The following is a 7,000-nucleotide window of genomic DNA, read 5'->3' as shown; positions in this document are numbered from 1 at the left end:
TTTAAAGTGCGCAGTTTTTTGTCAACTTCAACTGGTTCTTTCTGGATTTTTTTCTCCTTGTTTTTCAAATCCGATACAGATGCGTAGTTGAAAGTCAACTATTAACCATCTCTGTTGAATCCCCCCGATGGTCTAAGTTACTTACTTCTATTGACATTTTCTCCTCTTTTTTGATCTTCACCTCTTATCTAGAATTACAGTTTGAGGTTTTTTTTTCTTGAGTCTAAATACTTACTCAAGTCCCCCCTGTTTATGTACTACATTTTGTCGTGCGGAATGTGGGTTATAAACACTACACATAGGAATCAGCAAAATTAGATGCATTTGCCCTGGTCTAAACTTCAGTTTCTATGAAACCCTTTTCCTCTCAAATTTTGCAAATTTTGTCTTGTACTTAGAGACAAAAGTCATAGTTTCCTCTTCAACTCACCCCCATCTGAGTTGAACGACCTAACAATTTCTTCAACCAATGAAGAAAATTATCAATGTAAGTAAACCACACAGGCACCACTACTAATGTTAACAATGTGGAAGTAGTGAACCCACCAATAACAGCGATCGCCATCGGACTTCTTTCTGCTCCTCCTGCTCCTAATTCTAAAGCAATGGGCAACATTCCAGCAATAGTGGAAAGTGTTGTCATCAAAATTGGTCGCAAGCGAGAAATACCAGCTTCTCGCACTGCATGAAACTGAGGCATTCCTGCTTTTTCATTTGCTAAGGAACAGTCTACTAACAAAATCGCATTTTTTGTCACCAAACCCATCAACAATACAATTCCAATTAAAGCAAATAAACCTAACTCCTTCTGGAAAATCATCAACCCTAACAATGCACCACCAATAGATAATGGTAACGCCACTAAAATTACTATTGGATACAGAAAATTATTGTATAGTAACACTAAAATTGCATAAATACACAATATTGCCAAACCTAACGCACCCAAAAATCCACTAAAAATATCCATCATAATTTTGGCCTCACCATCAGACTCTTCGGTGACATCAGGAGGTAGTGGGTTCATTGCTGGCAATGATTTCACTGCTGTTAGTGCATCTCCCAGAGAAATACCCTGTAAATTTGCCTCAAAGGAAACTTGACGATAACGGTTAAAACGATTTATTTCCGCCGGTCCGCTACCAATAGTAATTTCAGCCACCGCCGATAATGGTACTAACCCACCATTTTGACTGGGAATGCGTAAATTTTTAATCGCATCTAAATCATTTCTAAATTTCTCTGCTAACTGTACTCGAATCGGAATTTGACGATCTGCCAGATCGAACTTAGCTAAATTAGTCTCATTATCTCCCAGAGTTGCTAAAGAAGCAGTACGAGCGATCGCCTGTACTGAAACTCCTAAATCTCCTGCTCTAGCAGGTAATGGTTTAATCAAAATCTCCGGTTTCACTAAACTAGCACTGGAAGTCACATCCACCAACCCAGGAGTTTCTCGCATTTGTCGTTCCAAAGCATCCGATGTCTGTTCTAAAGCAACTGCATTTTCACTCTTCAGAATAATCTTTAAATCCTTATCACCACCACCTGGACCTTGACTAGCAAAATGAATTCGCGCTCCTGGAATATTCTGAAACAATGGTCGTATCTGTTGTTCAAATTCTTTTTCAGAAATATTCCGTTCTTGTCTGGGTAAGATGGTAACGTATAAGTTACCTTTGTACACAACTCCACCGCTTCTACTACCTAGATCGGCAAACACACTGGTGACAAGTGGATTTTCCTGGAATAGTTGGATTGTTTGTTGTGCAACTTGTTCAGTTTCTGCTAAGGTTGAACCAGGAGGCAATTCTAGCTCAACTATACTCACCCCCTTTTCCTCACCCCCCGTTAGTCCTTTCGGCAGCAGTGGCACTAATTGTAAGCTACCAATAAAGAATACTATAGCAATAACTAAGGTGAGAATTTTATGGCGCAACGCCCAAGTTAATAACTGACTGTAAGGACGAATTTTTCTTTGTTTGTGATTTTTTTCGGAAAAATCAGGAGATGTTTCCAGTCTTTTCAGTTTCAATAACCGCGCTCCCAACATGGGTGTCATTGTAGTGGCAACTAATGTGGAAAACATAGTTGCTACCGCTACCGTAATGCCGAAAGGTTTAAAAAATTGCCCCGGTACCCCACCCATAAATGCCACAGGTAAGAATACTGCTACAATAGTTGCAGTTGTTGCAACCACCGCAAAACCAATTTCTGCTGACCCATCCAAAGCTGCTTGAAATGGCTTTTTTCCCTTAGAAATATGTTGTTCGATATTCTCGATCATACAGATAGCATCATCTACTAAGTTCCCCATTGCTAATGCTAGTGCTAATAGGGTCATTTGATCTAAGGTATAGTTAAGAGTCTTTATGACCAAAAAAGTAGGCAGTATTGATAAAGGTAATGCTACTGCTGTTACTAAGGTGGGTCGCCAATCTCGTAAAAATATACCTACAACTACCACAGTGAGTATGGAACCAATAACTAAAGCGTCTATGGATGCTTGATATGATGCCTCAATTTCTGTTGCCTTCGTAAAAATAAGTTGCAAGTTTACATCTGGTGGCAATGTTTTTCTAAGTTGGGCAACTGCTTTCCGCACGTTTTTTTCGACAGTAACTAGGGTACTACCTGTGCTGCGAAGTACCCCGAAAGCAACAACTGGTTTACCAATATTATTTGTTTCTGAATCTTGGTTGGAACTATTTTTTTCTAATAACCAAGCTGTTTCTCTAGTTTCCCCAAAACCATCTATGACTTGACCAACACTGGAAAGGGGAACTGCACCACCGTCAGGCAGAATAATTTGATATTCTTTCAATGCTTCTACTGTGTCAGCACTTCCTAATGTCCGAATACTTTTTTCTCTACCTCCTGTTTGAGAACGTCCTCCTGGTATGTTGGCATTCAAAGCACGAATTTGCTCGTTGACTTGAGTAGCAGTAATACCAAGACTTTCTAATCTTTCGGGACTCAGTTCGATGAGAATTTCCCGGTCAACTCCCCCAATACGATTGATTTGAGAAACACCTGTAACATTAAGGATAGCCCGACTAATTTCTTTGTCAACTAATTCGCTTAACTCTTCTACAGAACGTTTGTTAGAGGTGACCGCGTAGGCCATTATTGCTCCGCCTCCAGCAAAGTCTAGTCTTTGAACGATAGGATCGTCAACGTCTCGGGGTAGGTCTTGGCGAATTTGATCTATGGCATTACGCACATCGTTGGTTGCGCGATCGCTATCTACTCCTACGTCAAAAGTAATAGTAGTGTTAGAAACTCCATCGGTTACTCTTGAGGTTAGTTTGTCTATATCTCCTAAACTTGCTACAGCATCTTCAATTTTTTTTGTTACTTGAGTTTCTAGTTCTGTAGGACCTGCTCCTTGTTGAGTTACTGTGACTGATACTAGGGGAATATCGACATTGGGTAAGTTATCTATTCCTAATTGCAAAAATGACATTAATCCTACTACTGTTAAAACTAGAAACATGACCAGAGTTGGAACTGGTTTTTTAATTGACCAAGCTGATAAATGAAATGACATGGTTAATTCAAAATGTGAAAGTAAAAAATTAAAAATTAAGAGTATTTATAACAAAATACAAAGTTTGATATTACTTTTGGCAATTAGGAATTATAATGGTTTGTTATTTTTTGATTTTAAATTATTGGAGTTAATAAGTATCGATTAATATATAATTATTTAAATTTGGATAACATTTTTCCTGACCAATTATAATAGGTTTATTTTACTCAATAACTTTAACGATATCTCCATCTTTGAGGTAGACTGCACCCGATACTACTACACGATTGCCTAATTTTAAACCTTGTTTTACTTCAATTTTTGCATTAGCTAGATTGCTATTTTTACTCAAAATTTTTCCTACTTCTACAGGTACGGCTTTAACTTGATTATTGTTTTGCAAAACATAAACAATAGATTGCCCATTTGCTTGAGGTAATACTGCTTTTGCTGGAATTTTTAATCCTTGATTTGTCGCAGTTGTAATTGTTGCTCGTAAAAACATTCCTGGTCGTAATAAATTACTATTAGGTAGGTCTATTTTGACAGTAGCTTCGCGAGTTTGTTCCTTGACTAATGGTGCTATTTCTCTCACTATTCCTGACATTTTTATCCGACTATCTGCATCTGATGTAATTTGAACTTTTGTACCTATTTTAACTTGTGGTAATTGAGTTTCTGGTACTTCTAATTGTAGTTCTAATTGATTATCTTTAATAATAGAAAACAACATTTTACTACTAGAAGTTACATCACCAACACGAGCTATCCGTTCGGCTATTATACCGTTTGCGGGTGCTTTCATTAAAGTCTGTGCTAGCTGAGTTTGTCTCTCTTCTAAGCGAGCTTCATCACTGCTAACATTTGCCATAGCGCTATCAATATTTGATAATGCGCTTTCAACTTCTGCACGAGCACTACTTACATTAGCTTTGGCGCTATTAACTTTGGCTTCTGCACTCCGTAGTTGAGCCATTGAACTACTCAGACTTGCTTCTGCACTTTCTACTCTCGCTTCTGCACTGCTAACATTTGAGTTGGCAATATCAACTTTAGCTTTTGCACTACTAACATTAGCTTCAGCAATTTCAATTTTAGCTTTGGCGCTACTAATATTAGCTTCAGCAATTTCAACTTTAGCTTTCGCACTATCAATATTAGCTTCAGCAACTCGCACTCCTTCCCTGGCTGTTTTCACAGCAGTGCTACGAGTTTCTAATTCTTGAGAACTAATAACACCCTCTGATTTCAGGGTTTGATATCGCTCAAAATCTCTCATCGCTTGTTCTTCTTCCGCCTTAGCTTCTGCTAACTTTGCTTCAGTTTGGGCAACAGATGCTAGAGCATCATTACGACTTGCTTGGGTTTGTTTGAGAGCAGCAACAGCATCATTACGACTTGCTTGGGTTTGTTTAAGAGCAGCAACAGCATCATCCCGACTTGCTTTTGTTTGCTTTAAACCAGCGAACGCTTCATCTCTACCTGCTTTGGCCTGAGCAATAGTAGCTTTAACACCATCTCGGTCAGCAATTGCTTGTTCCCAAGCAGCAGTTGCTTGCTCTACTCCTACTTTAGTTTTACTGTGAGCAGCTCTTCTTTGCTCTACTTCACTCCTAGCAGATGCTACTTGAGATTTTGCCTGGTTAATTTGCGATTTCAAAACGGAGTCATCCAAAATTGCCATTACCTGACCTTGAGTAACTTTTTCTCCTTCATCTACTAAGACTTGTTGAATTTGCAACCCATTCGCTTGTGGTAAGACAGGTAATAGATCGAAGGCAACAACGCTACCTGTAGCATCAAGGGTGCGTTCCACTGTTGCTAATTCTACCTTGGCCACTGTCACGCTCATAGAAGGGCTAACATTAGTCTCGACTACACCTGTAATGGTTTGTGTAGAAGTGGTATTAGCTTCCGTATTTTGCTTTGGTTTGGAAAGTAGCTGCATACTTACCACACTAGCAATTACACCAATGACAATACCAGGAATTAATCCTTTCCATCCTCCTTTATTTTTCTGATGGGGAAATTTTTTGGTATAATTAATGTCCTGAATATCCTCCTTATCTTCTTCTACTTTAGGATAAAGTTTATGGCCATCTATAGAAGCCATTTGATATCTCCTTGGCTAATCATAAGCTTTACAGTTTCTTAGTTTAATCATTATTACCATAAATAGTCCCTTTGATGTAAAGTATTATTTAATCTTTCACATTTTAGCAGTTAAACCAATTTCTTTTCCTACTGATTTATGCTTACAATCTTCATTGTAGCCAAGGGCGGGTTATTTGTTCTAATTGATTAAATTCATTTTCACCGATTTCCCATCCTATAGCTCCTACATTTTGTCGTACCTGTTCGGCATTTTTACAACCAGCAATAGGTATAACATTATCTTGACAGACTAACCAATTAAGTGCTACTTGTGCGGGAGTTTTACCATATTTTTCTCCGATTTTTGTCAATAAAGATATGACAGGTTCTATTTTTTCTAATCCTTTATTCTGGAAACGAGGGTTAGATTTTCGAGCACCTGTAGATAAATTTTCTTTAGTATATTTGCCTCTAAGCAATCCTTTTGCTAAAGGACTATAAGCTAAAATTGTAATTCCTAATTCTCTAGCTTTGTCTAAAATTCCTTGCCTTTCTGTTCGACGATCAAGCAGAGAATATCTAACTTGATTGGTTGCTAATTTTATGCCTCGTGCTCCTAATATTTTATAAGCTTTTTCCATTTGTTTTCCAAGATATTTACTAACACCAATTGCCTCTATTATTCTTTGTTTTACTTCTAAAGCTAAGGTATTTAATAAGGTTTTTTTACTCATCAAATAAGTCAATGGCCAATGTGCTTTATATAAGGTAATTTTTGGCAAGATTAATAGTTGTAAGCTAGCAGTTAAAGCATTATTAACTGATTGTGGAAAAACGCACTATAGTTCAGGACTATATCACCTCCCACATTTCTTATTCTGCTCTAATTTTTTAGCAATAGGCATCCGCCAACCTGTACCAAAAGCTCGCTCGCTAATTTTTAAACCAGGGGGTGCTTGTCTGCGTTTAAATTCTGCCCGCATGACTAATTTCACTACTTTATTTACTACCTCTGAATCATGTCCTGCTGCAATAATTTCTGCTAAAGATTCGCAGTTTTCTACTAACCTAAATAAAATATCATCTAAGACTTCATAATCAGGTAAAGAATCTTGGTCTTTTTGGTCTTCTTTTAACTCAGCACTGGGAGCTTTAGTTATAATATTTTCGGGAATAATATTTGGCTTTTCAGGAATTAGTAAATTTTCAGATCCATAGAAATTTTTATTGCTATTAACTGCCTGTTCATTCAACCACCGACACAGAGAATAAACACGAGTTTTCGGAACATCAGAAATTACTGCTAATCCACCATTCATATCACCATAAAGAGTGCAATAACCAACCGCCATTTCTGACTTATTTCCTGTAGAT

The 7,000-nt window shown here is 37.7% G+C and carries 3 protein-coding genes and 1 pseudogene; all 4 read right to left on the bottom strand.

All coding sequences use genetic code 11. From position 1 onward, the window contains the following. Nucleotides 1-421 precede the first annotated feature (421 nt). On the bottom strand, nt 422-3,550 hold the full coding sequence (locus F6K27_RS31785; protein WP_287279826.1) for an efflux RND transporter permease subunit: 3,129 nt from the start codon (nt 3,548-3,550) through the stop codon (nt 422-424). 205 nt (nt 3,551-3,755) lie between these two features. Continuing rightward, nucleotides 3,756-5,645 carry an efflux RND transporter periplasmic adaptor subunit gene (locus F6K27_RS31780; protein ID WP_287279824.1) on the bottom strand — a complete coding sequence of 630 codons (1,890 nt, stop codon included), beginning with the start codon at nt 5,643-5,645 and terminating at the stop codon, nt 3,756-3,758. 151 nt (nt 5,646-5,796) lie between these two features. After that, nucleotides 5,797-6,441, bottom strand: a pseudogene (locus F6K27_RS31775) (aldo/keto reductase); the annotation flags it as partial. Between the two features lie 42 nt (nt 6,442-6,483). Continuing rightward, a partial coding sequence (gene nadE / locus F6K27_RS31770; protein WP_287279822.1) for an NAD(+) synthase occupies nt 6,484-7,000 on the bottom strand: 517 nt, incomplete at its 5' end.

The sequence above is a fragment of the Okeania sp. SIO2F5 genome (assembly GCF_010692685.1).
Classification (GTDB): Bacteria; Cyanobacteriota; Cyanobacteriia; order Cyanobacteriales; family Microcoleaceae; genus Okeania; species Okeania hirsuta.
The sequence above is the reverse complement of the archived record's forward strand: the minus strand, read 5'-3'. Positions and strand labels throughout refer to the sequence as shown.

Coding starts and splice junctions, on each gene's coding strand:
- F6K27_RS31780 (WP_287279824.1), bottom strand. CDS start 5,645: ATGGCTTCTATAGATGGCCATAAACTTTATCCTAAAGTAGAAGAAGAT.
- F6K27_RS31785 (WP_287279826.1), bottom strand. CDS start 3,550: ATGTCATTTCATTTATCAGCTTGGTCAATTAAAAAACCAGTTCCAACT.